26 protein-coding genes are annotated in these 25,849 nt (G+C 63.6%); 17 read left to right on the plus strand and 9 right to left on the minus strand.

What is annotated here, in order from left to right; all coding sequences use genetic code 11:
* Positions 1-41: 41 nt before the first annotated feature.
* Positions 42-455, minus strand: coding sequence for a PA0061/PA0062 family lipoprotein (locus AC3WL2_RS03265; protein ID WP_102682992.1), 414 nt, complete (start codon positions 453-455; stop codon positions 42-44).
* 88 nt (positions 456-543) lie between these two features.
* Here AC3WL2_RS03265 and AC3WL2_RS03270 point away from each other — a divergent pair, with 88 nt between their 5' ends.
* Complete coding sequence (locus AC3WL2_RS03270) at positions 544-1,662, plus strand: aminopeptidase (protein WP_102682993.1); 1,119 nt, start codon at positions 544-546, stop codon at positions 1,660-1,662.
* A gap of 7 nt (positions 1,663-1,669) precedes the next feature.
* On the opposite strand, the gene AC3WL2_RS03275 is transcribed toward AC3WL2_RS03270, so the two are convergent.
* Both AC3WL2_RS03275 and AC3WL2_RS03280 read right to left on the minus strand, forming a co-directional pair.
* Entirely contained in the window at positions 1,670-2,317 is a 648-nt protein-coding gene (locus tag AC3WL2_RS03275; RefSeq protein WP_102683049.1) for an HAD family hydrolase, read from the minus strand.
* 20 nt (positions 2,318-2,337) lie between these two features.
* The gene (locus tag AC3WL2_RS03280) at positions 2,338-2,886 is read right to left on the minus strand and encodes a gamma carbonic anhydrase family protein (protein WP_102682994.1); all 549 of its coding nucleotides are present in this window, start codon (positions 2,884-2,886) and stop codon (positions 2,338-2,340) included.
* 66 nt (positions 2,887-2,952) lie between these two features.
* Between AC3WL2_RS03280 and prlC the strand changes: the two genes are divergently transcribed.
* The 5 genes from prlC to AC3WL2_RS03305 all read left to right on the plus strand — a co-directional run bounded on the left by prlC (position 2,953) and on the right by AC3WL2_RS03305 (position 9,258).
* Positions 2,953-5,040, plus strand: coding sequence for an oligopeptidase A (prlC, locus tag AC3WL2_RS03285; RefSeq protein WP_082120337.1), 2,088 nt, complete (start codon positions 2,953-2,955; stop codon positions 5,038-5,040).
* The gene (locus tag AC3WL2_RS03290) at positions 5,037-5,318 is read left to right on the plus strand and encodes a YheV family putative zinc ribbon protein (protein WP_102682995.1); all 282 of its coding nucleotides are present in this window, start codon (positions 5,037-5,039) and stop codon (positions 5,316-5,318) included. The genes prlC and AC3WL2_RS03290 overlap by 4 nt, the downstream gene beginning before the upstream one ends.
* Positions 5,319-5,450: 132 nt before the next feature.
* Positions 5,451-6,506: a PA0069 family radical SAM protein gene (locus AC3WL2_RS03295; RefSeq protein WP_219730244.1), complete on the plus strand. Its 1,056-nt coding sequence runs from the start codon at positions 5,451-5,453 to the stop codon at positions 6,504-6,506.
* A gap of 308 nt (positions 6,507-6,814) precedes the next feature.
* Positions 6,815-7,534, plus strand: a complete 720-nt coding sequence (locus AC3WL2_RS03300; protein WP_102682997.1) for a carbonic anhydrase — start codon at positions 6,815-6,817, stop codon at positions 7,532-7,534.
* A 188-nt stretch (positions 7,535-7,722) separates the two neighbouring features.
* Complete coding sequence (locus AC3WL2_RS03305) at positions 7,723-9,258, plus strand: SulP family inorganic anion transporter (RefSeq protein WP_219730243.1); 1,536 nt, start codon at positions 7,723-7,725, stop codon at positions 9,256-9,258.
* Between the two features lie 94 nt (positions 9,259-9,352).
* On the opposite strand, the gene AC3WL2_RS03310 is transcribed toward AC3WL2_RS03305, so the two are convergent.
* Positions 9,353-9,994: a hypothetical protein gene (locus tag AC3WL2_RS03310; protein WP_102682998.1), complete on the minus strand. Its 642-nt coding sequence runs from the start codon at positions 9,992-9,994 to the stop codon at positions 9,353-9,355.
* A 381-nt stretch (positions 9,995-10,375) separates the two neighbouring features.
* Between AC3WL2_RS03310 and coxB the strand changes: the two genes are divergently transcribed.
* Genes coxB through AC3WL2_RS03330 form a run of 4 tightly spaced genes read left to right on the plus strand, consistent with a single transcriptional unit; the run spans position 10,376 to position 14,608 of the window.
* On the plus strand, positions 10,376-11,503 hold the full coding sequence (gene coxB, locus AC3WL2_RS03315; protein WP_102682999.1) for a cytochrome c oxidase subunit II: 1,128 nt from the start codon (positions 10,376-10,378) through the stop codon (positions 11,501-11,503).
* Between the two features lie 43 nt (positions 11,504-11,546).
* The gene (gene ctaD / locus AC3WL2_RS03320; protein ID WP_023628965.1) at positions 11,547-13,136 is read left to right on the plus strand and encodes a cytochrome c oxidase subunit I; all 1,590 of its coding nucleotides are present in this window, start codon (positions 11,547-11,549) and stop codon (positions 13,134-13,136) included.
* A gap of 10 nt (positions 13,137-13,146) precedes the next feature.
* On the plus strand, positions 13,147-13,704 hold the full coding sequence (locus AC3WL2_RS03325) for a cytochrome c oxidase assembly protein (RefSeq protein WP_102683000.1): 558 nt from the start codon (positions 13,147-13,149) through the stop codon (positions 13,702-13,704).
* Between the two features lie 16 nt (positions 13,705-13,720).
* Complete coding sequence (locus AC3WL2_RS03330) at positions 13,721-14,608, plus strand: cytochrome c oxidase subunit 3 (RefSeq protein WP_102683001.1); 888 nt, start codon at positions 13,721-13,723, stop codon at positions 14,606-14,608.
* 54 nt (positions 14,609-14,662) lie between these two features.
* Here AC3WL2_RS03330 and AC3WL2_RS03335 read toward each other — a convergent pair whose 3' ends face one another.
* Positions 14,663-14,866: a twin transmembrane helix small protein gene (locus tag AC3WL2_RS03335; RefSeq protein ID WP_023628968.1), complete on the minus strand. Its 204-nt coding sequence runs from the start codon at positions 14,864-14,866 to the stop codon at positions 14,663-14,665.
* A gap of 62 nt (positions 14,867-14,928) precedes the next feature.
* Here AC3WL2_RS03335 and AC3WL2_RS03340 point away from each other — a divergent pair, with 62 nt between their 5' ends.
* From AC3WL2_RS03340 to AC3WL2_RS03365, 6 genes are all read left to right on the plus strand, one after another.
* Positions 14,929-15,672 (plus strand): SURF1 family protein, encoded by a 744-nt coding sequence (locus tag AC3WL2_RS03340; RefSeq protein ID WP_102683002.1) that lies wholly within the window; start codon positions 14,929-14,931, stop codon positions 15,670-15,672.
* Positions 15,638-16,216 carry a PA_0111/PP_0108 family redox-active disulfide protein gene (locus AC3WL2_RS03345; RefSeq protein WP_102683003.1) on the plus strand — a complete coding sequence of 193 codons (579 nt, stop codon included), beginning with the start codon at positions 15,638-15,640 and terminating at the stop codon, positions 16,214-16,216. The genes AC3WL2_RS03340 and AC3WL2_RS03345 overlap by 35 nt, the downstream gene beginning before the upstream one ends.
* 9 nt (positions 16,217-16,225) lie before the next feature.
* Complete coding sequence (locus AC3WL2_RS03350) at positions 16,226-17,299, plus strand: COX15/CtaA family protein (protein ID WP_102683004.1); 1,074 nt, start codon at positions 16,226-16,228, stop codon at positions 17,297-17,299.
* The gene (gene cyoE, locus AC3WL2_RS03355; RefSeq protein ID WP_102683005.1) at positions 17,284-18,183 is read left to right on the plus strand and encodes a heme o synthase; all 900 of its coding nucleotides are present in this window, start codon (positions 17,284-17,286) and stop codon (positions 18,181-18,183) included. Before AC3WL2_RS03350 ends, cyoE begins: the two co-directional genes overlap by 16 nt.
* Positions 18,180-18,812, plus strand: coding sequence for an SCO family protein (locus AC3WL2_RS03360; RefSeq protein ID WP_028688687.1), 633 nt, complete (start codon positions 18,180-18,182; stop codon positions 18,810-18,812). Before cyoE ends, AC3WL2_RS03360 begins: the two co-directional genes overlap by 4 nt.
* Positions 18,813-19,109: 297 nt before the next feature.
* Positions 19,110-19,874: an RHS repeat-associated core domain-containing protein gene (locus AC3WL2_RS03365; RefSeq protein WP_158247481.1), complete on the plus strand. Its 765-nt coding sequence runs from the start codon at positions 19,110-19,112 to the stop codon at positions 19,872-19,874.
* A 147-nt stretch (positions 19,875-20,021) separates the two neighbouring features.
* Here the strand turns inward: AC3WL2_RS03365 and AC3WL2_RS03370 are convergent, their stop codons facing one another.
* From AC3WL2_RS03370 to AC3WL2_RS03380, 3 genes are all read right to left on the minus strand, one after another.
* Complete coding sequence (locus AC3WL2_RS03370; RefSeq protein WP_102683007.1) at positions 20,022-20,792, minus strand: MetQ/NlpA family ABC transporter substrate-binding protein; 771 nt, start codon at positions 20,790-20,792, stop codon at positions 20,022-20,024.
* Between the two features lie 64 nt (positions 20,793-20,856).
* Positions 20,857-21,528 (minus strand): methionine ABC transporter permease, encoded by a 672-nt coding sequence (locus tag AC3WL2_RS03375; RefSeq protein ID WP_023632566.1) that lies wholly within the window; start codon positions 21,526-21,528, stop codon positions 20,857-20,859.
* On the minus strand, positions 21,528-22,535 hold the full coding sequence (locus AC3WL2_RS03380; RefSeq protein ID WP_102683008.1) for a methionine ABC transporter ATP-binding protein: 1,008 nt from the start codon (positions 22,533-22,535) through the stop codon (positions 21,528-21,530). The genes AC3WL2_RS03375 and AC3WL2_RS03380 overlap by 1 nt, the downstream gene beginning before the upstream one ends.
* Before the next feature lie 222 nt (positions 22,536-22,757).
* On the opposite strand from AC3WL2_RS03380, the gene katE reads away from it, so the two are divergent.
* Entirely contained in the window at positions 22,758-24,902 is a 2,145-nt protein-coding gene (katE, locus tag AC3WL2_RS03385; RefSeq protein ID WP_102683009.1) for a catalase HPII, read from the plus strand.
* A gap of 115 nt (positions 24,903-25,017) precedes the next feature.
* Here katE and AC3WL2_RS03390 read toward each other — a convergent pair whose 3' ends face one another.
* Positions 25,018-25,725: a PA5502 family lipoprotein gene (locus AC3WL2_RS03390; RefSeq protein ID WP_102683010.1), complete on the minus strand. Its 708-nt coding sequence runs from the start codon at positions 25,723-25,725 to the stop codon at positions 25,018-25,020.
* Between the last annotated feature and the right edge of the window lie 124 nt (positions 25,726-25,849).

A 25,849-nucleotide genomic window follows, 5' to 3' on the forward strand; every position in this document is an offset into this window, starting at 1 on the left:
TCGCGATTCACAGGCTACAAGCATAGCGCCGTTCGCGGTGTTCAGGTGCGCTGGCAGCCTGCCGGTTCGCCCTGGCCGATCAGCTTCTGGCGCTGGTCGTAGAGTTTGATCCACGGCCGGAAGCCAATGCTGCCGGCTTGCATCTGGTAGCGCTGGCCGGCAGTGAAGTCCTTGAAGGTGAGATTGAGCTGGCAGTCGCGCCACAGCGGCTCCTCCACCGGGCCGATGTTGCTGGGCGTCACGGCGAACTGGTAGCGCACGGTCAGTTCGTGGTTGCCGGGCTGTACCTCGAAATAGCGGCTGTCGGCCCAGTCGCGCTCATCCACTTGCAGGGCGTGCAGCGAATCGTTGTCACCCGGTGCCAGGTCTACCCAGGCCTGATTCGGGTCCGGGTCGGGCAAGGTGGAACACCCGGACAACAGCACGAGCGTGCCGACGGTAAACAGTGTACGCATGGCAATGCTTCCCCTTGGCGAGATAGTCTTGGTCGCATTCGGCCGACGAGCGAGATAGACAGCCTCGATGTTTGGACTTTTTCTTTTCATGCGCTGCAGCCGTCGGGCTCTCGACCGCGTTTTCACCCGGTTTGTTCCCGTGACGCTGGCTGTCCTGCTGAGCGGTTGCTCCAGCGTGAGCTATTACGGTCAGCTGGCCGAGGGGCAATGGCAGCTGTTGCGGGCACGCCAGCCGCTGGATCGGGTGATTGCAGATCCTGCCACCAGCCCGGCCTTGCGTCAGCGCCTGCTGTTCGCCGAAAAAGCCCGGGCGTTCGCCAGCGCGCAACTGAAGTTGCCGGACAACGGCAGCTATCGGGTGTATGCCGATCTCGGCCGGCCTTACGTGGTGTGGAACGTGTTTGCCACCCCGGAGCTGTCATTGCAGCCGGTGACCCATTGTTTCCCCGTCGCCGGTTGCGTGGCCTATCGTGGCTACTACCGCCAGGGTGCCGCCCGCGGAGCGGCGGCGCTGATGCGCCAGGAGGGGCTGGATGTCTACGTCGGGGGCGTGGAGGCCTACTCCACCCTGGGCTGGTTCGACGACCCGATTCTTTCGACCATGACCGGCTGGGGCGAGGAGCGCCTGGCCACGGTGATTTTCCATGAGCTGGCGCATCAGCGCTTCTACGTACAGGACGATACCGAGTTCAACGAATCGTTCGCGTCGTTCGTCGAGCAGGAGGGCACGCGACAATGGCGCGCCGCGCGCGGGCTGGCGGCGGTCGAGGAGCATGGCGCCGGGCAACGCGACGCCTTCATACGCCTGGTGCTGGCCAGCCGCGAGCGCCTGCAGGCGATCTATGCCGGGCCGCTGGATGCGGCGGTCAAGCGGGCGGCCAAGCAGGCGGAGTTCGAACGCTTGCGGCGCGAATACCGAGAGGTGCGGGATCGGGATTGGGCGGGGGATCGGCGTTTCGATGCCTGGATGTACGGGCCGATGAACAATGCGAAGTTGTTGCCGTTTGGCCTGTATGACCAGTGGGTGCCGGCTTTTTCGCAGTTGTTCAAAGAGGTCGGTGGGGATTGGCAGCGGTTTTATGAGCGGGTGGAGGCGCTTGGGCGGTTGCCGATCGAACAGCGCAAATTGGCGTTGGCAGCGCTGGCCTCATCGCGGGGCAAGCCCGCTCCCACGACAGCTCGTGGGGGCGGGCCTGATCTGCGATAAAGCTTGATTAGCGCACGAACGCCTGGTGCAGCTCGGCCAGCGTCTCGAAGTGGAACGCCGGCGCCTCGGCCTCCAGTTCCTCACGGCTGCCGAACCCGTATCCCACCGCCACCGCCTGCAAACCGTTGCTGCGCGCACCGATCAGGTCATGCTTGCGATCCCCGATCATCAAGGTCTGCGTCGGATCCAGGCCCTCCTCGTCCAGCAGGTGGCGAATCAGCTCCACCTTGTTGGTCCGCGTGCCATCGAGCTCACTGCCGTAGATCACCTTGAAGTGATGGTCGAAGGCGAAATGCCGGGCGATTTCGCGGGCGAACTCCCAGGGTTTGGAGGTGGCGATGTACAGGGTGCGGCCCTGGCCATTGAGCGCTTGCAGCAACTCGGGCACGCCGTCGAACACTAGATTCTCGTAAAGCCCGGTTACCTTGAAGCGCTCCCGGTAGTAGTTCACCGCGTCCCAGGCCTTGGCCTCGTCGAAGGCATAGAACTGCATGAACGCCTGCAGCAAGGGTGGGCCGATGAAGTGCTCGAGGCGGGCAAGGTCCGGCTCGTCGATGCCCAGCTTGGCCAGGGCGTACTGGATCGAGCGGGTGATGCCCAGGCGCGGGTCGGTCAGGGTGCCGTCGAGGTCGAAGAGGATGTTTTGCTGGTGCATGGTGTTCTCTGCAGTCGAATTCATTCCGGGCGGTCGTAGCCTTCGGCCAGGTGCTGGTCCTTGAGCTTGACGTAGTTGCCGGCGCTGTAGGGGAAGAACGCGTGTTCCTGCTCGCTCAGCAGGCGCACCTGCTTCACCGGGCTGCCCATGTAAAGGTAGCCGCTGACCAGGCGTTTGCCGGGTGGCACCAGGCTGCCGGCGCCGATGATCACTTCGTCCTCGACGATGGCGCCGTCCATGATGGTGCTGCCCATGCCGACCAGGATGCGATTGCCCAGGGTACAGCCATGCAGCATGACTTTGTGACCGATGGTCACCTCGTCGCCTATGATCAGTGGGTAGCCATCGGGGTTGAAGGGCCCGGCGTGGGTGATGTGCAGCACGCTGCCGTCCTGCACGCTGGTGCGCGCGCCGATACGGATGCGGTGCATGTCGCCGCGCACCACGGTCAACGGCCAGATCGAGCTGTCCTCGCCGATCTCGACGTCGCCGATGACCACCGCCGAACGGTCGACGAAGGCCCGTGGTCCCACTTTCGGCGTGTGTTCCCGAAACGTGCGGATGGCCATGATAGTGTTCCTCTGCAATGCCGATAGGCAGGCTGCCTGCTGCGGTCGGCGTCGATTGTAATTAAGATGGTCCCGTGTTTCTCCTGCCAAGGTACCCGAACCGTGAGTGCGAACAACCCGCTGCTGCAGTCCCATGATCTGCCGCCCTTCTCGGCGATTCGCGCCGAGCATGTGCTGCCGGCGATCGAGCAGATCCTCGCCGACAACCGCAAGGCCATCGCCGAGATCCTCGAAAAGCAGGGCAAGAACCCGACCTGGGCCGGCCTGGTGCTGGCGATGGACGAACTCAACGACCGCCTGGGCGCTGCCTGGAGCCCGGTCAGCCACCTCAACGCGGTGTGCAACAGCCAGGAACTGCGCGAGGCCTACGAGTCGTGCCTGCCTGCCCTGAGCGCCTATTCCACCGAGCTGGGCCAGAACCGTGCCCTGTTCGAAGCGTATGAAGCCCTGGCCGCCAGCCCTGAAGCCGCCAGCTTCGACGTGGCGCAGAAGACCATCATCGATCACGCCTTGCGCGATTTCCGCCTGTCGGGCATCGACTTGCCGGCCGACAAGCAGCAGCGCTACGCCGAGGTGCAGAGCAAGCTCAGCGAACTGGGCAGCCGCTTCTCCAACCAGCTGCTCGACGCCACCCAGGCCTGGACCAAGCACGTCACCGACGAAGCCGCGCTGGCCGGCCTGACCGACTCGGCCAAGGCGCAGATGGCCGCCGCAGCGCAGGCCAAGGGCCTGGACGGCTGGCTGATCACCCTGGAGTTCCCCAGCTACTACGCAGTGATGACCTACGCCAGCGACCGCGCCCTGCGCGAAGAGCTGTATGCCGCTTACTGCACCCGTGCCTCCGACCAGGGCCCGAATGCCGGCCAGTTCGACAACGGCCCGGTGATGGAAGAGATCCTCGACCTACGCCAGGAACTGGCCGGGCTGCTGGGTTACAAGAACTTCGCCGAGCTGAGCCTGGCCACCAAGATGGCCGAATCCAGCGACCAGGTGCTGAGTTTCCTGCGCGACCTGGCCAAGCGTTCCAAGCCATTCGCCGCCCAGGACCTGGAGCAGCTCAAGGCCTATGCCGCCGAGCAAGGCACCCCCGAGCTGGCCAGCTGGGACGCCGGGTACTTCGGCGAGAAGCTGCGCGAGCAGCGCTACAGCGTGTCCCAGGAAGCGCTGCGCGCCTACTTCCCGATCGACAAGGTGCTGTCCGGCCTGTTCGTCATCGTGCAGCGCCTGTACGGTATCGAGATCAATGAGCTCAAGGGCTTCGATAGCTGGCACCCGGACGTGCGCCTGTTCGAGATCAAGGAAAACGGCCAGCACGTCGGCCGCTTCTTCTTCGACCTCTATGCCCGCGCCAACAAGCGTGGCGGTGCCTGGATGGATGGCGCCCGCGACCATCGCCGCACCGCCAATGGCAGCCTGCAGAGCCCGGTGGCCAACCTGGTGTGCAACTTCACCCCCGCCACGCCCGGTAAGCCCGCGCTGCTTACCCACGACGAAGTCACCACCCTGTTCCACGAGTTCGGGCACGGCCTGCACCACCTGCTGACCCGCATCGAGCATGCCGGTGTGTCCGGCATCAACGGCGTGGCCTGGGACGCGGTGGAGCTGCCGAGCCAGTTCATGGAGAACTGGTGCTGGGAGCCCGAGGGCCTGGCGCTGATCTCCGGCCACTACGAGACCGGTGAGGCATTGCCCCAGGACCTGCTGGACAAGATGCTCGCGGCGAAGAACTTCCAGTCCGGCATGATGATGGTGCGCCAGCTGGAGTTCTCGCTGTTCGACTTCGAGCTGCACGCCACCCATGGCGACGGCCGCAGCGTGCTGCAGGTGCTCGAGGGCGTGCGTGACGAGGTCTCGGTGATGCGTCCGCCGGCCTACAACCGCTTCCCCAACAGCTTCGCGCACATCTTCGCCGGCGGTTATGCGGCGGGTTACTACAGCTACAAGTGGGCTGAAGTGCTGTCGGCCGACGCCTTCTCGCGCTTTGAGGAAGAAGGTGTGCTCAACGCCGAGACCGGCCGCGCCTTCCGCGAAGCCATCCTGGCCCGTGGCGGTTCCCGCGAGCCGATGGTGCTGTTCGTCGACTTCCGTGGCCGCGAGCCTTCCATCGATGCATTGTTGCGCCACAGCGGCCTCACCGAGGACGCGGCGGCATGAGTGAGGTAGCCGTGAGCAAGAGCAAGCGACGCTTCATCGCCGGGGCGGTTTGCCCGGCGTGCAGCGAGATGGACAAGCTGATGATGTGGAACGAGGACGGTGTGCCGCACCGTGAGTGCGTGGCCTGTGGGTTCACTGACACCCTGAACGAACAAGGCCTGTCGGTACCCAGCGAGCTCGGCACCCGGGTCAATCACCTGGCGCCGAAAGCGCCGCCGGCCAAGGTGCAGACCGTGCAGTTCTTCCCCAATCCGAAGCTGAAGAAGCCGCAGGATTGAAGGTAAAGCGCTGGGCAAGCGCGCTTCCACGCACGCACAGCGTGGGAGCGCGCTTGCCCCGCGATAATCGGCTGTAGCCATCCCGTTGGTCTCGGATTACTGTATGAATGAACAGTAATCCGAGTTGTCATCATGAAACCAGCCCCCATTCGCGGCCGCGGCACTGCCGACAATCCGCACAACCGCTTCGCTCCCAGCGTTTCAGTGGCCGAGGACGATGGCTGGTACCAGGAAGTCCCACTCACCCAGGGCACCGAGGTGCGGGTCGAGACGGCCAAGACCATCATCGCCCGCAATACCTCCCCTGACCTGCCCTTCGACCGCTCCATAAATCCGTATCGCGGCTGCGAGCACGGTTGCATCTACTGCTATGCGCGCCCCAGTCACGCCTATTGGGATCTCTCTCCCGGCCTGGATTTCGAAACCAAGCTGATCGCCAAGACCAACGCCGCCGAGGTGCTCGAGCAGCAGTTGAGCAAGCCTGGCTACGTCTGTGCGCCGATCAACCTGGGGTCCAACACCGACCCTTACCAGCCCATCGAGCGTGAACAACAGCTGACCCGGCGCCTGCTCGAAGTGCTGCTGCGTTACCGCCACCCAGTGACCATCGTCACCAAGGGCTCGCTGGTGCTGCGCGACCTGGACCTGCTGAGCGAGCTGGCCAGCCAGCGCCTGGCGCGGGTGATGATCAGCCTCACCACCCTGGACGATGAGCTCAAGCGCACCCTTGAACCACGTGCGGCCGCTCCAAAGGCGCGCCTGCGCGCTATTCGCGTGCTGCGTGAGGCAGGTGTTCCGGTGGGCGTGCTGTGCTCGCCGATGATCCCGATGATCAATGACAGCGAACTGGAGCACCTGCTGGAGGCGGCGAAGGAGGCCGGCGCGCAGAGCGCGGCGTACATGATGCTGCGCTTGCCGCTGGAGGTGGCGCCGTTGTTCGAGCAGTGGCTGCACGATCACTACCCGCAGCGGGCCACGCATGTGCTGAGCCTGATTCGTCAGAGCCGGGGTGGTGAACTGTACGACAGCCGATTCGGTGCGCGGATGCGCGGTGAAGGGGTGTTCGCTGACTTGCTGGCGCAGCGCTTTCGCAAGGCGGCCAGGCGGCTGGGGTTCGAAGGGCGGGAGGACCTGGCGCTTGATTGCAGTGCCTTCTGCCCTCCCGGTGCACAGATGGCACTGTTCTAGCCAGCGGCTCGTTCAATCGGGAAGGCGAGCCCTACCTATAAGTACAACTAAAGCAACCCAACAATTTCACTCATGAAGGTTGGCAACTGATGCTTTTTTGCTATTATTCAGTGCTCCCCTCGCCTATCCAGAACGCCCGTTCTAGAGCCTGCGCAATTAAGTTTCAGTTAAGTTTCCTACGCTAGCGTGAGTCATGAGTCAGCAATGACTGTGATTATTTACCCGTGCGCGTCATCTAAATCCCCGCGTCACCCCAATCTTTCCCCGGTAACATGGAATTCACTTTCAAACCGTCAAGAGGATGAATCATGCCCGTCAAGGACCCCTCCAAGGCCGTCCCGGCTGCACCCGCCGAAAGCGCTGATGCTGCCATGAAGCATATCGTCGACGGCTTCCTGCGGTTTCACACCGAAGTCTTTCCCGAGCAGCAAGAGCTGTTCAAGAAACTGGCTACCGCGCAAAAGCCGCGGGCCATGTTCATCACCTGCGCAGACTCGCGCATCGTCCCCGAACTGATCACCCAGAGCTCGCCCGGCGACCTGTTCGTGACCCGTAACGTCGGCAACGTGGTGCCGCCCTACGGCCAGATGAACGGCGGTGTATCGAGTGCTATCGAGTACGCCGTGCTGGCGCTGGGCGTGCACCACATCATCATCTGCGGTCACTCCGACTGCGGCGCGATGCGAGCGGTGCTCAACCCGCAGTCGCTGGCGAAGATGCCGACCGTTTCCGCCTGGCTGCGCCATGCCGAGGTAGCGCGGACCGTGATCGAGGACAACTGCTCCTGTGGCAGCGAGCACGAAAGCATGCAGCTGCTGACCAAGGAAAACGTCATCGCCCAGCTGCATCACCTGCGTACCCACCCCTCGGTCGCTTCGCGCCTGGCCGCCGGGCAGCTGCACATCCATGGCTGGATCTACGACATCGAAACCAGCCAGATCGAAGCCTACGATGCCGCCAGCGACCGCTTCCTGCCGCTGACCGCGGGCGAGTCGATCCCTTCTGCCACACCGAGAGGCCGCTACTAAGCGACCCCAACACGCTGAACAAGCCTTGATTGCCGGCTGCACCCGATGGGTGCGGCGCGGCCTTCGCCTGCCTTGAATCTTCCTGAATGCCGTGCCGGCAGACCCGCTGGCGGCCCACGCCTGCGCGTCGTTCAGGTTTCCCCGTGCTAGCGGCCAGCGGAATGGCCGTGAATCTAGAAAGGAGCTACATGGTGAACATGACACAGATAAAGGCGGCCCTGCCGCGTGAGTTGCTGGCCTCGGTGGTGGTCTTCCTGGTGGCCCTGCCCTTGTGCATGGGCATCGCTATCGCCTCGGGCATGCCGCCCGCAAAGGGACTGATCACCGGGATCATCGGTGGCATCGTCGTGGGTTTCCTCGCCGGCTCGCCGTTGCAGGTCAGCGGCCCGGCGGCGGGCCTGGCGGTGCTGGTGTTCGAGCTGGTGCGCCAGCATGGCGTGGCCATGCTCGGGCCGATCCTGTTGTTGGCCGGCCTGCTGCAACTGGTGGCCGGGCGCTTGCGCCTGGGCTGCTGGTTCCGGGTCACCGCGCCGGCGGTGGTGTACGGCATGCTTGCCGGGATCGGCGTGCTGATCGTGCTGTCCCAGGTGCACGTGATGTTCGATACGGCGCCCCAGCCTTCGGGCGTGGACAACCTGTTGGGCTTCCCGGCGACGCTGGCCTCGGCCCTGCCGCTGGAAAGCGCAGGCGCCGGTTGGCAGGCCGGCGCGTTGGGCCTGGGCACCATTGCCATCATGTGGGGTTGGGAGCGTTTACGTCCGCAACGCCTGCGCTTCATTCCCGGTGCCTTGCTCGGGGTGGCGGCAATGACCGCTGTCAGCTTGTGGCTGGCACTGCCGGTCAACCGCGTGCAGGTACCTGCGGACCTGTCCGAGGCCATTGACTGGCTGCGCCCCGACGACCTGCTCAAGCTGGCCGACCCGACCCTGCTGGTGGCGGCCTTCGCCCTGGCCTTCATCGCCAGCGCCGAGACCTTGTTGTCCGCGGCGGCAGTCGATCGCATGCACAGTGGCCAGCGCTCGGATTTCGACCGTGAGCTGTCGGCGCAGGGTATCGGCAACATGCTCTGCGGCGTGCTTGGCGCGTTGCCGATGACCGGGGTGATCGTACGCAGTTCGGCCAATGTCCAGGCCGGTGCGCAGACTCGCGCCTCGGCGATCTTCCATGGGCTCTGGTTGTTGGCCTTCGTGGTGGCGCTGAGCAGTGTGCTGCAGCAGATCCCGGTGGCCAGCCTGGCCGGGGTTCTGGTCTATACCGGCATCAAGCTGGTCGACTTCAAGGCGTTCCGCGGCCTGGGCCGCTATGGGCGGATGCCGATGTTCACCTATGCGGCGACTGCACTGGCGATCATCTTCACCGACCTGTTGACCGGCGTATTGCTGGGCTTTGCCCTGACCCTGCTGAAGCTGGCGCTGAAGGCGGCGCGGTTGAAGATCAATCTGGTGGCATTGGGTACGCCGGGGCACATGGAACTGCGCCTGAGCGGCGCGGCCACCTTCCTCAAGGTGCCGGCGCTGACCCAGGTACTGGATACCGTGCCGGAAGGGACCACGTTGCATGTGCCGCTGGGCAACCTGAGCTATATCGACCATTCCTGCCTGGAACTGCTGGAGGATTGGGGGCGCAGTGGCGCGGCCAAGGGCTCGCGGCTGGTACTGGAGCAGCGGCGTCTGAAGCGGCGGGTCGAGGGGCGGTTGCGGACTACGGCGGGAGTTGGCGCTTAGGGTAAGTCTGTAGCGGCCTATCGCTGGGCAAGCCCGCTCCTACGATCGAGTTCGTGGGAGCGGGCTTGCCGCGACTAGGTAGGATCAAGTCAACTCAGGCCGACTGGCTCAACTCCACGCCCAGCTGGCGCGACAGGCACGGCCAGCGTTTCCAGGCCTCTCCGGTTTCCGGGTTCGACAGCTTGTCGCGATAGCGCTCCACTGACTCCACGGCGAAGCTTTCGTCATCGAGCATCTCGTCCACCGAGTGATGCACCACTTCATCCAGCTGGTTGGCGAAGGTCTCGCCGATCAGCTGGTGGGCGATCAGGTTGGCGACCGTGGTATCCACCGGAATCAGCGGCTGCTGGAAGTGGCGGATATACAGGTCGTTGACCTCCTCGACCAGACGATGCGCCAGATAGGCCTCGTCCAGCAGGCAATCGAGCCCGACCTGCCCGGCCATCACGCTCGGCGGCTGCAGGAAATAGGCCTCGGCAATCTTCAGCACCGGCTTGATCTGCGATTCGATGCCGGCCTCGAGGGCCACGGTGTGCGCGGCTTCGAGCAGTTCTGGAACCTCGTTGATGTAGGCGCCGACGAAGCGGGCCAAAGTACCCTGGGCGTCCTGCTGGGGTAGGTGGATCGAAGGGTGCAGGTGTGGCAGTTGCTTCTCGAGACGGTTTTTCAGTTGGCCTGTGCGGCTCTCATGTTGATGGGCGTTTTCGATCTGCTCGCGTACAGCAGCGATGTTCATGACAACTCCAGGGACAAGGCGTTACAAACGGAAGACACTAAGTTAGCTTGCTTGCGAGAATCGCTAAGACGCATTTGTTATATCGCTTAGGCACGTGTAGGAAATTGGCTATATCAATGTGCCATTATTGTGTCCCAGCCCAGTATCCATGCACCTTCCAGCGCAAACGTTTGGTTGCGTGAAGATCATTTCAGTCCCCGCGTTGCGCCCCATTGGTCGGTGGCTATACTCCGCTTGAAACGTGATTCGTTGATGAGGCCCGACTGCCTTAAGCAGGGGGCTCGGTCGTCGAAGCCAGGCAGTCTTGGCCACCGTTCCCCCCTTTGTCGTAGCAGGTCGTCCACGCCTCCGGGACTACAAGAACGATAAGGGGAACCCGCAATGATGCGACATCCACATGTCTGGATGGGCCTGTTGCTGTGGTCATTGTTTGGTCAGGCACAGGCAGCATGGACGGTGAACATGGCGCCCGGGGCGACGGAAGTCTCCCACGCGGTGTTCGACCTGCACATGACCATCTTCTGGATCTGCGTGATCATCGGCATCGTGGTGTTCGGCGCGATGTTCTGGTCGATGGTCGTCCACCGCCGTTCCACCGGGCAGCAGGCCGCGCACTTCCACGAGCACACCTGGGTCGAGATCCTCTGGACCGTCGTGCCCTTCCTGATCCTCGTGGCCATGGCCATCCCGGCCACCAAGACCCTGATCGACATCTACGACGCCAGCGACTCGGACATCGATATCCAGGTCACCGGCTACCAGTGGAAGTGGCACTACAAGTACCTGGGCCAGGACGTCGAGTTCTTCAGCAACCTGGCCACCCCCGCCGAGCAGATCCACAACCAGTCGCCGAAGGACGAGCACTACCTGCTCGAAGTCGACCAGCCGCTGGTGCTGCCGGTGGGCGCCAAGGTGCGCTTCCTGGTTACCGCCGCCGACGTCATCCATTCCTGGTGGGTGCCGGCCTTCGCGGTCAAGCGTGACGCCATCCCCGGCTTCGTCAACGAGGCCTGGACCCGGGTCGAGAAGCCCGGGATCTACCGTGGCCAGTGCACAGAACTGTGCGGCAAGGACCACGGCTTCATGCCGGTGGTGGTCGAGGTGAAATCCAAGGCCGACTACGACACCTGGCTCGGCGAGCGCAAGGCCGAGGCGGCCAAGCTCAAGGAACTGACCAGCAAGGAATGGACCCTCGAAGAGCTGGTGGCACGTGGCGACAAGGTCTACCACACCACCTGCGTGGCCTGTCACCAGGCCGAGGGCCAGGGCCTGCCGCCGATGTTCCCGGCCCTCAAGGGCTCGAAGATTGCCACCGGGCCCAAGGAAGCGCACCTGGGCATCGTCTTCCACGGCAAGCCGGGCACCGCCATGGCGGCATTCGGCAAGCAGCTTTCGGAAGTCGATATCGCCGCGGTGGTCACCTACGAGCGCAACGCCTGGGGCAACAACAAGGGCGACATGGTCACGCCGAAGGACGTGCTGGCGCTCAAGCAGGCCGAAGCGCAATGAGCCGGGCTACCCGCGGCAGTCAGTGGATTGCAGGAGACAGGACATGAGTGCAGTGATCGACGACCACGCCCACGGTCATGAACACGCCCACGGCCCGGCCAAGGGCCTGATGCGCTGGGTGCTGACCACCAACCACAAGGACATCGGCACGATGTACCTGTGGTTCGCCTTCACCATGTTCCTGCTCGGCGGCTCGTTCGCCATGGTGATCCGCGCCGAGCTGTTCCAGCCCGGCCTGCAGATCGTGGAGCCGGCGTTCTTCAACCAGATGACCACCATGCACGGGCTGATCATGGTGTTCGGCGCGGTGATGCCGGCCTTCGTCGGCCTGGCCAACTGGATGATCCCGCTGATGATCGGCGCGCCAGACATGGCCCTGCCGCGGATGAACAACTTCAGCTTCTGGCTGCTGCCGGCGGCGTTCCTGCTGCTGGTCTCGACCCTGTTCAGCCCCGGTGGCGGGCCGAACTTCGGCTGGACCTTCTATGCCCCGCTGTCGACCACCTACGCCCCGGCCAGCGTGACCTTCTTCATCTTCGCCATCCACCTGATGGGCATCAGCTCGATCATGGGCGCGATCAACGTGATTGCCACCATCCTCAACCTGCGCGCCCCCGGCATGACCCTGATGAAAATGCCGCTGTTCGTCTGGACCTGGCTGATCACCGCGTTCCTGCTGATCGCGGTGATGCCGGTGCTGGCCGGCGTGGTGACCATGATGCTGATGGATATCCATTTCGGCACCAGCTTCTTCAGCGCGGCCGGCGGCGGTGACCCGGTGTTGTTCCAGCATGTGTTCTGGTTCTTCGGGCACCCCGAGGTGTACATCATGATCCTGCCGGCCTTCGGCGCGGTCAGCTCGATCATCCCGGCGTTCTCGCGCAAGCCGCTGTTCGGCTATACCTCGATGGTCTACGCCACCGGGGCGATCGCCTTCCTGTCGTTCATCGTCTGGGCCCACCACATGTTCGTGGTCGGCATCCCGGTGGTGGGCGAACTGTTCTTCATGTACGCCACCATGCTGATCGCCGTGCCCACCGGGGTGAAGGTGTTCAACTGGGTCAGCACCATGTGGGAAGGCTCGCTGACCTTCGAGACGCCGATGCTGTTCGCCATCGCCTTCGTCATCCTGTTCACCATCGGCGGCTTCTCCGGGCTGATGCTGGCCATCGCGCCTGCGGATTTCCAGTACCACGACACCTACTTCGTGGTTGCCCACTTCCACTACGTGCTGGTGCCCGGGGCGATATTCGGCATCTTTGCCTCGGCCTACTACTGGCTGCCGAAATGGACCGGGCACATGTACGACGAGACCTTGGGCAAGTTGCACTTCTGGCTGTCGTTCGTCGGCATGAACCTGGCCTTCTTCCCCATGCACTTCGTCGGCCTGGCCGGCATGCCCCGGCGCATCCCCGACTACAACCTGCAGTTCGCCGACTTCAACATGGTCTCGTCGATCGGCGCCTTCATGTTCGGTGCCACGCAGATCTTCTTCCTGTTCATCGTCATCAAGTGCATTCGCGGTGGCGCGCCGGCACCGGCCAAACCCTGGGACGGCGCCGAGGGGCTGGAGTGGTCGATCCCTTCACCTGCGCCTTACCACACCTTCCAGACGCCGCCGGAAGTGAAGTAGGAGCTTGCCCATGGACGGCTTGTCGCTCAAACGCCTGGTCAGCCGCCTGCTGATGCTGACCGTGGTGATGTTCGCCTTCGGCTTTGCCCTGGTGCCGATCTACGACGTGATGTGCAAGGCCTTCGGCATCAACGGCAAGACCGGCGGGCAGTACGCGGGCACCCAGGTGAGCGACCCGACCCGTTCGGTGCGGGTGCAGTTCATGTCGACCAATGCCGGTGACATGAGCTGGGAGTTCCACTCCACCGCCGACCAGATCGAGGTCAACCCGGGGGCGGTGAACCAGATGATCTTCGTGGCCCGCAACCCGACCAACCAGCCCATGAGCGCCCAGGCCATCCCCAGCATCACCCCCGCCGAGGCTGCGGCGTACTTCCACAAGACCGAGTGCTTCTGTTTCACCCAGCAGGTTCTGCAGCCGGGCGAGCGCATCGAGATGCCGGTGCGCTTCATCGTCGACCGCGACCTGCCGGAGTCGGTGAAACACCTGACCCTGGCCTACACCCTGTTCGACATCACCGCTCGCCACCCCCCGGTCGCCCAAGCCGCGACCGAGGGCGCCCGTTGAGGGAAGGAGATACGTCATGGCAAGCCACGAGCATTACTACGTACCGGCGCAGAGCAAGTGGCCGATCATTGCCACGATCGGCATGTTCATCACCGTATTCGGGCTCGGCACCTGGTTCAACGACCTCAAGGCCGGCCACCCGGAGTCCCACGGGCCGCTGATTTTCTTCGTTGGCGCGCTGTTCCTGGCCTACATGCTGTTCGGCTGGTTCGGCGCAGTGGTCAAGGAAAGCCACGCCGGGCTCTACAGTGCGCAGATGGACCGCTCGTTCCGCTGGGGCATGAGCTGGTTCATCTTTTCCGAGGTGATGTTCTTCCTGGCCTTCTTCGGCGCGCTGTTCTATGTGCGGGTGCTGGCCGGGCCGTGGCTGGGGGGCGATGGGGCCAAGGGCGTGACGCACATGCTCTGGCCCAACTTCGAGTTCGTCTGGCCGCTGCTGTATACGCCGGACCCGAAACTGTTCCCGCCACCGAAGGAAGTCATCGATCCGTGGCACCTGCCGCTGATCAATACCATCCTGCTGGTGAGCTCCAGTGTGACCGTGACCATCGCCCACCACGCCCTGCGCAAGGGGCACCGCGGCACGCTGAAGCTGTGGCTGGGGCTGACGATCCTGCTGGGGCTGGCGTTTCTCGCCCTGCAGGCCTACGAGTACCACGAGGCCTACAACAAACTCGGGCTGACCCTGGGCTCGGGCATCTACGGCGCGACGTTCTTCATGCTTACCGGGTTCCACGGCGCGCACGTAACCTTGGGCACGCTGATCCTGTTCGTGATGTTCTGCCGGGTGCTGCGCGGGCACTTCGACCCGGACAAGCACTTCGGTTTCGAGGCGGCGAGCTGGTACTGGCACTTCGTCGATGTGGTGTGGGTGGGGTTGTTCATCTTCGTGTATGTCCTGTAGTGCGGCTTCGCGGGTGATCGCGGCTGAAGCCGCTCCTACAGGGATGGTGTGAATTCAGAAAGGTGCGTGCGACACCAGTTGCCCACTGATCAGGCCCCAGGCCACCAGGGCGATGGTCAGGGTGGCGAGAGCGACGCGCACGGTAAGGGCCTTGAGCAGGCGGGTCGACTGGTCATCGTCCTTGACCAGGAACACCAGGCCACTGAACAGGCTGGCGATGGTGGCCAGCAGCATCAGGACAATCGCGGCCTTGAGCATGGCGACACTCCGGGGGATGAGGTGATGGATACAAGTATAGCGCTCGACCTCAAGAGGCCCTGGTGAAGCCGTTTCGCCCAGGCCTGGTACCGACCCTGGTGGTGCTTGCGCTGCTGCCGGGGTTGATCGCGCTCGGCTGCTGGCAACTGCGGCGCGCCGACGAAAAGCGTGACCTGCTGGCCATCTACACCGAGCGCCAGATCGAGGCGCCGGTCACTGCTGACCGGTTGCGCCAGCTGCCGGACCCGGCGTTCTACCCCGTGCACCTGTATGGCCGGTTCGATGCCGGTCACAGCCTGCTGCTGGACAACCAGATGCGTGACGGCAAGGCCGGCGTCGAGCTGTTGCAGCCCTTCCACGATCAGGCCAGTGGCCTGTGGTTGCTGGTCAATCGCGGCTGGCTGCCGTGGCCCGACCGTCGTGTGCCGGTGCGCTTCGACACGCCCAGCCAGGCGCTGGCGCTGGACGCCACGGTCTACGTGCCGCCGGGCAAGACGTTCCAGCTGCACCCGGACAATCCCGATGGCCAGTGGCCGCAACTGCTGACGGCGATCGATCCGTCCGGGCTCTGGCAGCAACTGGGCCGGGAAGGCTTTGCTCAGGAGCTACGCCTGCGGCCCGGCCCGGCCGCCTACCGCCTGGACTGGCCGGTGGTCGCCATGGGGCCGGAAAAACACCAGGGCTACGCCGTGCAGTGGTTCGCCCTGGCCAGCGCGCTGGTCCTGCTCTACCTGTATTTCGGCTGGCATCACAACGACAAGGAGAACCGCCATGGCCGCCGCCACGAGTCCACTGGACGTGCCTGACCGCCGCAAGCCCCGCGGGCGCCTGCAACTGCTGTTGATCCTGTTCGTCGTGCTCGGGCCGATGATCCTTGCCACCAGCATGTACAAGCTCAAGTTCTGGGTACCGGAGGGGCGCAGCTATCACGGTGTGATGATCGGCAATGGCGAGGGCCGGGCCGATATCGGCATCGATGCCCAGGACGAGCGCTGGCAGTTGCTGGTCAGCTCCCCGGGCGCCTGTGTCGAGGACTGCCGGCAACTGGTGTACCTGGCCCGGCAGATCCAGGTCGGCCTGGGCCGCGATGCCAGCCGCGCCAGCCATGCCCTGGCGGCGGCCCAGCCGCTGGCCGCTGACTACCAGGCGTTGCTGGGCCGTGAATACCCGCAGTTGCAACGCTATCCGCTGGACGCCCAGCGCTATATCCAGAAGGTCGGCGACACTGCCCCGCAACTGTGGATCGTCGATCCTCACGGCAACCTGGTGCTGCGCTACGACGCCAAGGTCAAGGGCAAGCATGTGCTGGACGACCTGCGTCACCTGCTCAAGCTGTCCAACATCGGCTAGGAGGCTGCCATGGCCAGACCCGGATTCCGCCTTGCTGTGTGCGCCACGCTGCTGGCGCTGCTGGTCGTGTTGCTCGGCGCCTACACTCGCCTGACTCATGCCGGTCTTGGCTGCCCCGACTGGCCGGGGTGCTACGGCTTCATCAGCGTGCCCAAGACCGATGCCCAACTGGCCCATGCCGAGCTGCACTTCCCTGAGCACCCGGTGGAGGAAGCCAAGGGCTGGGCAGAGATGGTCCATCGCTATTTCGCCGGCAGCCTGGCACTGGTGATCGCACTGCTTGCCTTCCAGGCTGTACGCCGGCATGCCCATGACGGCCAGCCCTACCGCCTGCCAGTGTTGCTGCTGGGTGTGGTGCTAGCCCAGGCGGCGTTCGGCATGTGGACCGTGACACTGAAACTGTGGCCCCAGGTGGTGACCGCGCACCTGCTTGGCGGGTTCACCACGGTAAGCCTGCTTTTCCTGCTATCCCTGCGTCTATCCCGGGCTTTTGCGCCTTTGCCGAAACTGCCGCTGAGCTTGCGGCGGATCGCGGCGCTGGCGCTGCTGGTGGTGATCGGCCAGATCGCCCTGGGGGGTTGGGTCAGCGCCAACTACGCGGCGGTGGCCTGCATCGACCTGCCCACCTGTCATGGCCAGTGGTGGCCGGCGGCGGACTTCAGCAACGGCTTCCACCTGACCCAGCACGTCGGCCCCAATTACCTGGGCGGGCAACTGGACAGCGATGCGCGCACGGCGATCCATGTCAGCCACCGGCTCGGCGCGATGATGGTGCTGGCGGTACTGCTGATGCTCAGCTGGAAGTTGCAGCGCAATGGCCTGGGCGGCCTGGCGCGCCTGGTATTGCTGGCGCTGACGCTGCAGCTGGGCCTGGGCATCAGCAACGTATTGTTCCACCTGCCGCTGGGCGTGGCCGTTGCCCACAACGCTGGCGGTGCGCTGCTGCTGCTGACCATGGTGCTGGTGAACTACCGCATCCGCGTGGTCGACAAGGTCCGAGTAGGGCATGGCTGGCGCCTGACGCCGGTGACCGGGGCGCAACTCACTCATCACATGAGGAACGATTCGTGGCGACGGTTCTGAGCACGGAACGCCTGCGCGCCGGATGGCGCGACTATCTGGAACTGACCAAGCCGAAGGTGGTGGTGCTGATGCTGATCACCTCGCTGGTGGGGATGTTTCTCGCCACCCGCGCGGGGGTGGCCTGGAGCGTCCTGCTGTTCGGCAACCTCGGGATCGCCTTGTGCGCGGGGGCGGCGGCGGCGGTCAATCACGTGGTCGACCGACGAGTCGATGCGTTGATGGCCCGTACCCACAAGCGTCCGTTGGCCCAAGGCCGGGTGGCGCCTCTGGCGGCACTATTGTTCGCCTTGTTGTTGGCCGTGGCAGGTATGGCCTTGCTGCTGGCTTTCACCAACCCCCTCACCGCCTGGCTCACACTGGCCTCGCTGCTGGGTTACGCGGTGCTCTACACCGGCTTTCTCAAGCGGGCCACGCCGCAGAACATCGTGATCGGCGGCCTGGCTGGGGCCGCGCCGCCATTGTTGGGCTGGGTAGCGGTCAGCGGGCACCTGGGCGCCGAGCCCCTGCTGCTGGTGCTGATCATCTTCGCCTGGACACCGCCGCACTTCTGGGCCCTTGCGATTCATCGCAAGGAGGAGTACGCAAAAGCTGATATTCCCATGCTACCCGTTACCCATGGCGAGCATTACACGGCCCTGCATATCCTGCTCTACACCTTGATATTGCTGGCCGTGAGCCTGTTGCCCTATGCCATACACATGAGCGGCCCGCTGTACCTGGCCTGTGCCTTGCTGCTGGGCCTGCGCTTCCTGCACTGGGCCTGGGTGTTGTACCGTGGCACCCGGCCGCACGCGGCGATCAAGACGTTCAAGTACTCTATCGGCTACCTGTTCGCCCTGTTCATCGCGTTGCTCGTAGACCACTACCTGTTGCTGAACCTATGACCCGAACCCAGAAAACCGTCTTCATCCTCGTTGCCCTGGTCGCGCTGATCATGGGCCTGACCGTCAACAAGGTGCTCAACGACCGTGGTCAGTTGAACCCCACCGAGCTGATCGATGCCGGCATCATCCTGCTGCCGCAGAGCCGTACCGTGCCGGACGTGACCATGACCGACCAGAACGGCCAGCCGCTGGTGCTGGACCAGCTCAAGGGCAAGTGGTCATTGCTGTTCTTCGGCTACACCTACTGCCCGGACATCTGCCCGACCACCCTGGCCCAGCTGCGCCAGGTGAAGAGCGAACTGCCCAAGGAGGCGCTGGAGCGTCTGCAGGTGGTGCTGGTGAGCGTCGACCCGAACCGCGACACGCCGAACCAGCTCAAGCAGTACCTGGGCTATTTCGACAAGGATTTCGTCGGGGTGGCGGGCTCGATCGAGGATACCCAGAAATTGGCCAACGCCTTGAGCATCCCGTTCATCCCGGCCGATACCAGCAAGCCCGGGTATACCGTGGATCACAGCGGCAACCTGGCGGTGGTCGGCCCGGACGGGCGTCAGCGCGGGTTCATCCGAGCGCCGTTCAACAACCAGAAGCTGGTGGCACAGTTGCCGGGGCTTGTGAAGCGCGACTGACGGTTGAAATGAATCGAGGGGCATAACCTGCGTGGGAGCGGGCTTGCCCCGCGATTGGCATTCAATCCTTGGGCCTGCTGCGAAAGAGCCGCAGAGCGTTCCCAGCAGTTCCGAAGTAGCACGCAGGCGATAATCAGACCTGGTAATTCTACCAGTTGAACGGATGCCTCATACCTTACAGGCTAGCGCCCGAACCATTCGTTCGGAGTGCCCGAAATGCCATCTACGGACAAAAGCCGAGTTTGCAACACCAGCTCTTTGGCGCAGGGCAGTACACATCGCTCCCAGGCGCTGACAATGCTGCTGAGCACCAATCAGCAAGCTTCGCCGCTTTGCGAAATTGATACGAATGGTAGGCGTGTCGGCACCTACACGCCCTACGGGCGGGAAACTGTATTGCAATCATGCCTGGGCTTTACGGGCCAGTTGAGGGCCACCGAGCTGCAAGGCTACTTGCTCGGAAATGGGTACCGCTTGTACAGCACGACATTCATGCGCTTCCATTCACCAGACTCGCTGAGCCCTTTCTTGGAGGGTGGCATCAATTGTTATGTGTACTGCAATGGCGATCCTGTGAATTTCAGCGACCCGACTGGCCATATGCTCAGATCCTCTTCGCCCGGCCGTCACTCAGGAGCAAGTAACACCGCAAGACGGTTTTCTGAAAGCGAGATGTCACCTCCCCAGGTACTGGAGGGAATGATGGCCCACTTTGATCGGTTACCACTCTCTGACACCAATACCGCTCTACAGCCACAAAACGCATTACATGGGGCAAGCTCTCCAAACACCGTAAGCGGACCAAGTAGTTCGGCATCAGGTCCCAATCGTGAATCAATCAAAGCGTCTATGAAGGCGGCAGTGGAGCAGAGGCGCACGGCGGCAACGGCGATACCCACTGAAGTGAATCCAGACCTTGCGCAGACAGTTATGGTTGAGCTCAGGAGAACTTCAGTGGCTTTGGGCGGTGTCACTGGTTCTTTCGCAGATCCGGCCCAGGGTTTGACGTACAACAATTACTTGAACGCTTTGGTGGCGTTGAGTCGTGGAACAGACAACTAGGCTGAGTTATCAGGTGACAAAACGCTGTAGATGCATCGTGGGGCAAGCCCACTCCCACAGTTGCAGCGCCAGGGTTGAGCTGGTACCGAATCTGTGGGAGCGGCGGTGTATCGCGATGGGCCGCAAAGCGGCCCTGGGGATTTCAGCTTAGAACGCAGGAACCACAGCGCCCTTGTACTTCTCGGTGATGAACTGCTTCACCTCAGGCGAGTGCAGGGCCTGTACCAGCTTCTTCACCGCGTCCGCGTCCTTGTTGTCCTCGCGGGTCACCAGGATGTTCACGTACGGAGAGTCCTTGCCTTCGATGGCCAGGGCGTCTTTTTCCGGGTTGAGCTTGGCTTCCAGCGCGTAGTTGGTGTTGATCAGGGCGGCATCGACCTGGGTCAGCACACGCGGGATGGTCGCGGCTTCCAGTTCCCGGAACTTCAGGTTTTTCGGGTTCTCGGCGATGTCCTTGATGGTCGACAGGATGTTGGTGTTGTCCTTGAGCTTGATCACCCCTGCCTTGTCCAGCAGCAGCAGGGCGCGGCCGCCGTTGGTGGCGTCGTTGGGAATGACCACGGCGGCGCCGGAAGGCAGTTCGTCGAGCTTCTTGACCTTGGTCGAGTACACGCCCAGCGGCTCGATGTGCACGCCGGCGACGCTTACCAGGTGAGTACCCTTGGCCTTGTTGAACTCATCCAGGTACGGCTGGTGCTGGAAGAAGTTGGCGTCCAGGCGCTTTTCCGACACCTGCACGTTCGGCTGGATGTAGTCGGTGAACTCCTTGACCTTCAGTTCCACGCCTTCCTTCGCCAGCTGTGGCTTGACGAAGTTGAGGATCTCGGCGTGCGGCACCGGGGTGGCGGCGACCGTCAGGGTCTCGGCGTGGGCCGAGAAGGCCGCGACCGCGGCGACAACAGCAAGCAGCTTCTTCATTGATCACTCCTTGTGAGGGCCGCGACGGCCCCCGAACGGGTCGGCCGGGCCGACCCCATTGGGGTTACTTACGGGAAAAATGCACGACCAGCTTGTCGCCGATCATTTGCAGTACCTGGACCAGGATGACCAGCAGCACCACGGTGACGATCATCACGTCGGTCTGGAAGCGTTGGTAGCCGAAGCGGATCGACAGGTCACCCAGGCCACCGGCCCCGACCACGCCGGCCATGGCGGTGTAGGACACCAAGGTGATGGCGGTCACGGTGATGGCGGCGATGATGCCCGGCATCGCTTCAGGCAGCACGGCCTTGAAGATGATCTGGCGGGTGGTGGCGCCCATCGACTGGGTAGCCTCGATGATGCCGCGGTCCACTTCACGCAGGGCGGTTTCCACCAGCCGCGCGAAGAATGGCGTGGTTCCCACCACCAGCGGCGGGATGGCACCGGCAACGCCCAGCGAGGTGCCGGTGATCAGCACCGTGATCGGGATCATCACGATCAGCAGGATGATGAACGGCACCGAGCGCACGATGTTGACGATGGTCGCCAGCACGGCGTAGACCTTCTTGTGCTCGAACATCTGCCGTGGGCTGAACAGGAACAGCACGACGCCCAGTGGCAAGCCCAGCAGGATGATGAAGGCCAGCGAGATGAACAGCATGACCATCGTGTCGTTGGTCGCCTGCCAGATCTCGACCCAGTCGACGTTGGCGAAATAGCTGAGGATGTCCATCAACGCAGTACCTCCATATGTACGTCAGCTGCAGCGAAGCGGGCGAATGCCGCCTCCATGTCTCCACCGATCAGGGCAAGGGTCAGCTGGCCATAGGGGATTTCCTTGATGCGGTCGATGCGCCCGGCAAGGATGCTGTAGTCCACGCCGGTTTCGCGGGCCACGGTGCCCAGCAGCGGCGCGTAGGTGGCGCAGCCCTGGAAGGTCAGGCGCACGATGCGCCCCGGCACATGGGCGAAATCGTCGCGTTGCTCGTTCTCGTCGACCTGCTCGTCTTCCTGGACGAAACGCTTGGTGGTGGCGTGCTGCGGGTGCAGGAACACGTCGGCCACCGGACCCTGCTCGACGATCTGCCCGGCGTCCATCACCGCCACGCGGTCGCAGACCCGGCGGATCACGTCCATCTCATGGGTGATCAGCACGATGGTCAGCTTCAGCTCGCGGTTGATCTCGGCCAGTAGTTGCAGCACCGAGGCGGTGGTCTGCGGGTCGAGGGCGCTGGTGGCTTCGTCGCACAGCAGGATCTTGGGGTTGGTGGACAGGGCGCGGGCGATGCCGACGCGCTGCTTCTGCCCACCCGACAGTTGCGCCGGGTACTTCTTGGCATGCTCGGAAAGGCCGACACGGGCCAGCAGCTCGGTGACGCGCTTATCGATCTCGCCACGCGACAGCTCGCCCGCCAGCACCAGCGGCAGGGCGACATTGTCGGCGACGGTCTTGGAGGCCAGCAGGTTGAAGTGCTGGAAGATCATGCCGACCTGCTGGCGGAAGCGCCGCAGCTGGTTCGAGTCGAAGGCGGTGACGTCTTCACCGTCGACCACGATCTTGCCGCCGGACGGCTCCTCGAGGCGGTTGATCAGGCGCAGCATGGTGCTCTTGCCGGCACCGGAGTGGCCTATCAGGCCGAACACCTGGCCATCTTCGATGGTCAGGCTGGTCGGGTTCAGGGCCGGGATATCCCTACCGGCGACGCGGTAGGTCTTGTGGACATTTTGAAACTCGATCACTGAGCGAACCTTGTGGGGCGCATGGAATTTGGGTCAGCGGTTAGCCGGGGCGCGCATTTTAGCCTTTTCCCCTGCGTGTTCTTAGCATTTATTTCGTCACGCTCCAATCCAATCGGCATAACGCGACGGTCGGCAATCCGATTGAACGCATCCGACGGCGGCCCAGTCACTAATTGAACAAGCCCGAACGGGCAGCCTGAAGACTGATGAGGAGAGCCGAAGATGCCCAGCAAGACGCCGCAGGCGCCACAGCCCAGCCCTGTCGCCGGCACCGACACCCCGGACAAGGCCAACACCAACGCCAAACTGCAGAGCCTGGAGGCGTTTCGCAGCGACGCCAGCGGCCAGGCGCTGCGCACCAATCAGGGGGTGAAGGTCGCCGACAACCAGAACAGCCTCAAGGCCGGTGCCCGTGGGCCTTCGCTGCTCGAAGACTTCATCATGCGCGAGAAGATCACCCACTTCGACCATGAGCGCATCCCCGAGCGCATCGTCCATGCCCGCGGGACCGGCGCCCATGGCTACTTCCAGAGCTACGGCTGCCATGCCGAGCTGACCAAGGCCGGTTTCCTGCAAGATCCCGAGAAAATCACCCCGGTGTTCGTACGCTTTTCCACCGTGCAGGGTCCGCGTGGCTCGGGCGACACGGTGCGCGACGTGCGCGGCTTTGCGGTGAAGTTCTACACCGATGAAGGCAACTTCGACCTGGTCGGCAACAACATGCCGGTGTTCTTCATCCAGGACGCGATCAAGTTTCCCGACTTCGTCCACGCGGTCAAACCCGAACCGCACAACGAGATGCCCACCGGTGGCTCTGCCCACGACACCTTCTGGGACTTCGTGTCGCTGGTGCCGGAATCCGCGCACATGGTCATGTGGGCGATGTCCGACCGGGCCATTCCGCGCAGCCTGCGCATGATGGAAGGCTTTGGCGTGCACACCTTCCGGTTGATCAATGCCCAAGGCGTGGCCAGCTTCGTCAAGTTCCACTGGAAGCCGCGCCAGGGCGTGCACTCGGTGCTGTGGGACGAAGCCCAGAAGCTTGCCGGCAAGGACACCGACTATCACCGCCGTGACCTGTGGGAAGCGATCGAGACCGGGCATTATCCGGAATGGGAGCTGGGCGTGCAGATCGTGCCGGAGGCCGACGAGCACAAGTTCGACTTCGACTTGCTCGACCCGACCAAGATCATCCCCGAGGAGCTGGTGCCGGTGACGCCGCTGGGCAAGATGGTGCTCGACCGCAACCCGGACAACTTCTTCGCCGAAGTGGAGCAGATCGCCTTCTGCCCCGGGCACATCGTGCCGGGCATCGACTTCAGCAATGACCCGTTGCTGCAGGGCAGGCTGTTTTCCTACACCGACACCCAGATAAGCCGCCTGGGCGGGCCGAACTTCCACGAGATTCCGATAAACCGCCCTGTCGCGCCCAATCACAGCAGCCAGCGCGATGCCATGCACCGCATGACCATCGACAAGGGCCGGGCGTCCTACGAGCCCAACTCGATCGATGGCGGCTGGCCGAAGGAAACGCCGCCCGCCGCGCAGGATGGCGGTTTCGAGAGTTACCAGGAACGTATCGACGCGAACAAGATCCGCCAGCGCAGCGAGTCGTTTGGCGATCATTTCTCCCAGGCGCGCCTGTTCTTCCAGAGCATGAGCCCCACCGAGCAGCAGCACATCATCAAGGCCTACAGCTTCGAGCTGGGCAAGGTCGAGCGCGAGGCGATCCGCGCGCGGGAAGTGAACGAGATCCTGGCCAATATCGATCTCAAGTTGGCGGCAGCGGTGGCGGCCAACCTCGGCCTGCCGGCGCCGAAGGCCGGCACGGTCAAGGTCAAGGGCAGCAAGCCGGCACAGTCAAAGGCCTTGAGCCAGATGAACCACCCCGGGGACATCGGCATCAGTGGACGCAAGATCGCCATCCTGATGGCTGATGGCGTGGATGACGCGAGTGTCGACAAGGTGGTCAAGGCGCTGGAGGCGCAAAGTGCGCGTCCCATGCTGCTGGGGCCGACTTCGGCACCCGTGAAGACTGCCGCTGGCAAGCAGCTGCCGGTGGATGCATCGATGGAGGGCATGCCCTCGGTGATGTTCGACGGGGTGTGGGTGCCGGCGGGCAAGGCTTCGCTGGAGGCGCTGGAAAACAGCGGCGTGGCCAAGCACTTCCTGCTCGAGGCCTACAAGCATCTCAAGCCCATGGGCGTAGCCAGTGAGGGCAAGCTGCTGCTGAACAAGCTGGGACTCAAGGAAGATGCGGGGCTGTTGCTGGGCGATGACCAGAAGGCGCTCGAGGCCTTCTTCAAGGCCGTCGAGGGGCACCGGGTGTGGGCGCGGGAGGCGGCTGCCGAAGCTGTTCCTGCATAATCGGGGGCTGCTTTGCAGCCCATCGCCGCGGTTCGTCGCCACGACAAGCCGGCTCCCACAGATTGTAGGCGGTCCCTGTGGGAGCCGGCTTGCCGGCAATGAGGCCCTGACAGGTTTATTGCTGATGAGGGATCAATACCACCTGCGCCGGCAATGAACGCTGGATCTCATGCTTCTGCTTCAGCTCGAAGCCACTGTCGAGCTTGCGCACTCGCTTCTCCAGCAGGGTCTTGAGCCAAGGCGCATCCTCGGTACGCGGCACCTGGAACACCACCTCGCACTGATAACTCACCACGTCCGCCGCGATATCGTCCAACTGGCGACGCATCGCCCGGCTATCGGTGGTTTTCAGCGCCACGACGGTGGTCGGCGCGGTCGGGTCGATCACCCGGGCCTTGGGCTTGGACGCGGCAGCCTTGAGCGCCGCTTCGGCCTTTTCCAGTTCGGCCTTGCGTGCCTGGGCCACGGCATCGCCACCGGTCAGGGCCGGTGCTTGCGGCATCAGCGCCCGGGCGCGGGCCAATGCCGTGGCAGCGGCATTCACATCGCCCTTCTGCAGGACAATCTGGCTACGGCGCAGGTAGGCCTCGGCCAGCTGGCGCTGATGCGGTTCGAGGCGGGCGTCATCCGGCGCCTGGGCCTGCAAGGCGGCCAGTTGATCCTCGGCGGTGGCCAGCTCGTTGCTGGCGATGCTTTGCTCGAGCTGCTGCCAGGCATCGGGCTGGGCAGGCGCCACCGGCTGCTCGGCCGGCTTGCTTGAGCAGGCAGCCAGGAACAGGGAAAACGCGGCAACAAGCAGATAACGTGAGGCGAACGGCTTCATTCCTGCGACTCTCTATTTGCGCAAAAAGCGAGCAAGTCTACACCCAGGTGCGCACGCTCGAAAACAAGTCTTCTCAGACTCGAAACCTGCGAAAAGGTTGCAGGATGCGCCTGCGCGCACCCTG

Source organism: Pseudomonas sp. FW305-96 (assembly GCF_058783825.1).

What these genes read in the sequence shown, in the direction of transcription:
- AC3WL2_RS03300 (WP_102682997.1), top strand. Translation starts at nt 6,815, where the DNA reads ATGCCCGTCAAGGACCCCTCCAAGGCCGTCCCGGCTGCACCCGCCGAA.
- coxB (WP_102682999.1), top strand. Translation starts at nt 10,376, where the DNA reads ATGATGCGACATCCACATGTCTGGATGGGCCTGTTGCTGTGGTCATTG.
- AC3WL2_RS03280 (WP_102682994.1), bottom strand. Translation starts at nt 2,886, where the DNA reads ATGGCCATCCGCACGTTTCGGGAACACACGCCGAAAGTGGGACCACGG.
- AC3WL2_RS03325 (WP_102683000.1), top strand. Translation starts at nt 13,147, where the DNA reads ATGGACGGCTTGTCGCTCAAACGCCTGGTCAGCCGCCTGCTGATGCTG.
- AC3WL2_RS03270 (WP_102682993.1), top strand. Translation starts at nt 544, where the DNA reads ATGCGCTGCAGCCGTCGGGCTCTCGACCGCGTTTTCACCCGGTTTGTT.
- AC3WL2_RS03290 (WP_102682995.1), top strand. Translation starts at nt 5,037, where the DNA reads ATGAGTGAGGTAGCCGTGAGCAAGAGCAAGCGACGCTTCATCGCCGGG.
- AC3WL2_RS03370 (WP_102683007.1), bottom strand. Translation starts at nt 20,792, where the DNA reads ATGAAGAAGCTGCTTGCTGTTGTCGCCGCGGTCGCGGCCTTCTCGGCC.
- AC3WL2_RS03350 (WP_102683004.1), top strand. Translation starts at nt 16,226, where the DNA reads ATGGCCAGACCCGGATTCCGCCTTGCTGTGTGCGCCACGCTGCTGGCG.
- AC3WL2_RS03330 (WP_102683001.1), top strand. Translation starts at nt 13,721, where the DNA reads ATGGCAAGCCACGAGCATTACTACGTACCGGCGCAGAGCAAGTGGCCG.
- prlC (WP_082120337.1), top strand. Translation starts at nt 2,953, where the DNA reads ATGGTCCCGTGTTTCTCCTGCCAAGGTACCCGAACCGTGAGTGCGAAC.
- AC3WL2_RS03305 (WP_219730243.1), top strand. Translation starts at nt 7,723, where the DNA reads ATGGTGAACATGACACAGATAAAGGCGGCCCTGCCGCGTGAGTTGCTG.
- AC3WL2_RS03365 (WP_158247481.1), top strand. Translation starts at nt 19,110, where the DNA reads ATGCTGCTGAGCACCAATCAGCAAGCTTCGCCGCTTTGCGAAATTGAT.
- AC3WL2_RS03375 (WP_023632566.1), bottom strand. Translation starts at nt 21,528, where the DNA reads ATGGACATCCTCAGCTATTTCGCCAACGTCGACTGGGTCGAGATCTGG.
- ctaD (WP_023628965.1), top strand. Translation starts at nt 11,547, where the DNA reads ATGAGTGCAGTGATCGACGACCACGCCCACGGTCATGAACACGCCCAC.
- AC3WL2_RS03360 (WP_028688687.1), top strand. Translation starts at nt 18,180, where the DNA reads ATGACCCGAACCCAGAAAACCGTCTTCATCCTCGTTGCCCTGGTCGCG.
- AC3WL2_RS03265 (WP_102682992.1), bottom strand. Translation starts at nt 455, where the DNA reads ATGCGTACACTGTTTACCGTCGGCACGCTCGTGCTGTTGTCCGGGTGT.
- AC3WL2_RS03335 (WP_023628968.1), bottom strand. Translation starts at nt 14,866, where the DNA reads ATGCTCAAGGCCGCGATTGTCCTGATGCTGCTGGCCACCATCGCCAGC.
- AC3WL2_RS03310 (WP_102682998.1), bottom strand. Translation starts at nt 9,994, where the DNA reads ATGAACATCGCTGCTGTACGCGAGCAGATCGAAAACGCCCATCAACAT.
- AC3WL2_RS03345 (WP_102683003.1), top strand. Translation starts at nt 15,638, where the DNA reads ATGGCCGCCGCCACGAGTCCACTGGACGTGCCTGACCGCCGCAAGCCC.
- AC3WL2_RS03275 (WP_102683049.1), bottom strand. Translation starts at nt 2,317, where the DNA reads ATGCACCAGCAAAACATCCTCTTCGACCTCGACGGCACCCTGACCGAC.
- katE (WP_102683009.1), top strand. Translation starts at nt 22,758, where the DNA reads ATGCCCAGCAAGACGCCGCAGGCGCCACAGCCCAGCCCTGTCGCCGGC.
- AC3WL2_RS03295 (WP_219730244.1), top strand. Translation starts at nt 5,451, where the DNA reads ATGAAACCAGCCCCCATTCGCGGCCGCGGCACTGCCGACAATCCGCAC.
- AC3WL2_RS03390 (WP_102683010.1), bottom strand. Translation starts at nt 25,725, where the DNA reads ATGAAGCCGTTCGCCTCACGTTATCTGCTTGTTGCCGCGTTTTCCCTG.